Source organism: Paraburkholderia sp. SIMBA_053, from assembly GCF_046534895.1.
Classification (GTDB): Bacteria; Pseudomonadota; Gammaproteobacteria; order Burkholderiales; family Burkholderiaceae; genus Paraburkholderia; species Paraburkholderia caledonica.
In genome coordinates, this window is the sequence record NZ_JAWRXU010001795.1 from 1 (window position 1) to 233 (window position 233).

Genomic DNA, 233 nt, shown 5'->3' on the forward strand with positions numbered 1-233 from the left:
CTTCCAGGCCACAGATAAATACCAGCGGAAACTCTAAACCTTTGGCGCTGTGCAGCGTCATCAATTGCACAGCATCTGAGTGCTCTTCTGCCTGATATTCACCAGCCTCCAATGCAGCCTGTGACAAAAATGCCGCCAGTGGTGTCATATCTTCGGCGCGGTTTTCGTCGAAGTTCTGACAGGCGGTGATCAGCTCGTTTAAGTTCTCAATGCGGGTTTCGGCTTTTTCACCT

Annotated in this window: 1 protein-coding gene; it reads right to left on the reverse strand. The window is 50.6% G+C overall.

The window, feature by feature from the left end:
- Window positions 1-233 (reverse strand): 3'-5' exonuclease (locus SB753_RS41705; protein ID WP_410805771.1); only part of this gene is annotated, 233 nt, incomplete at both ends.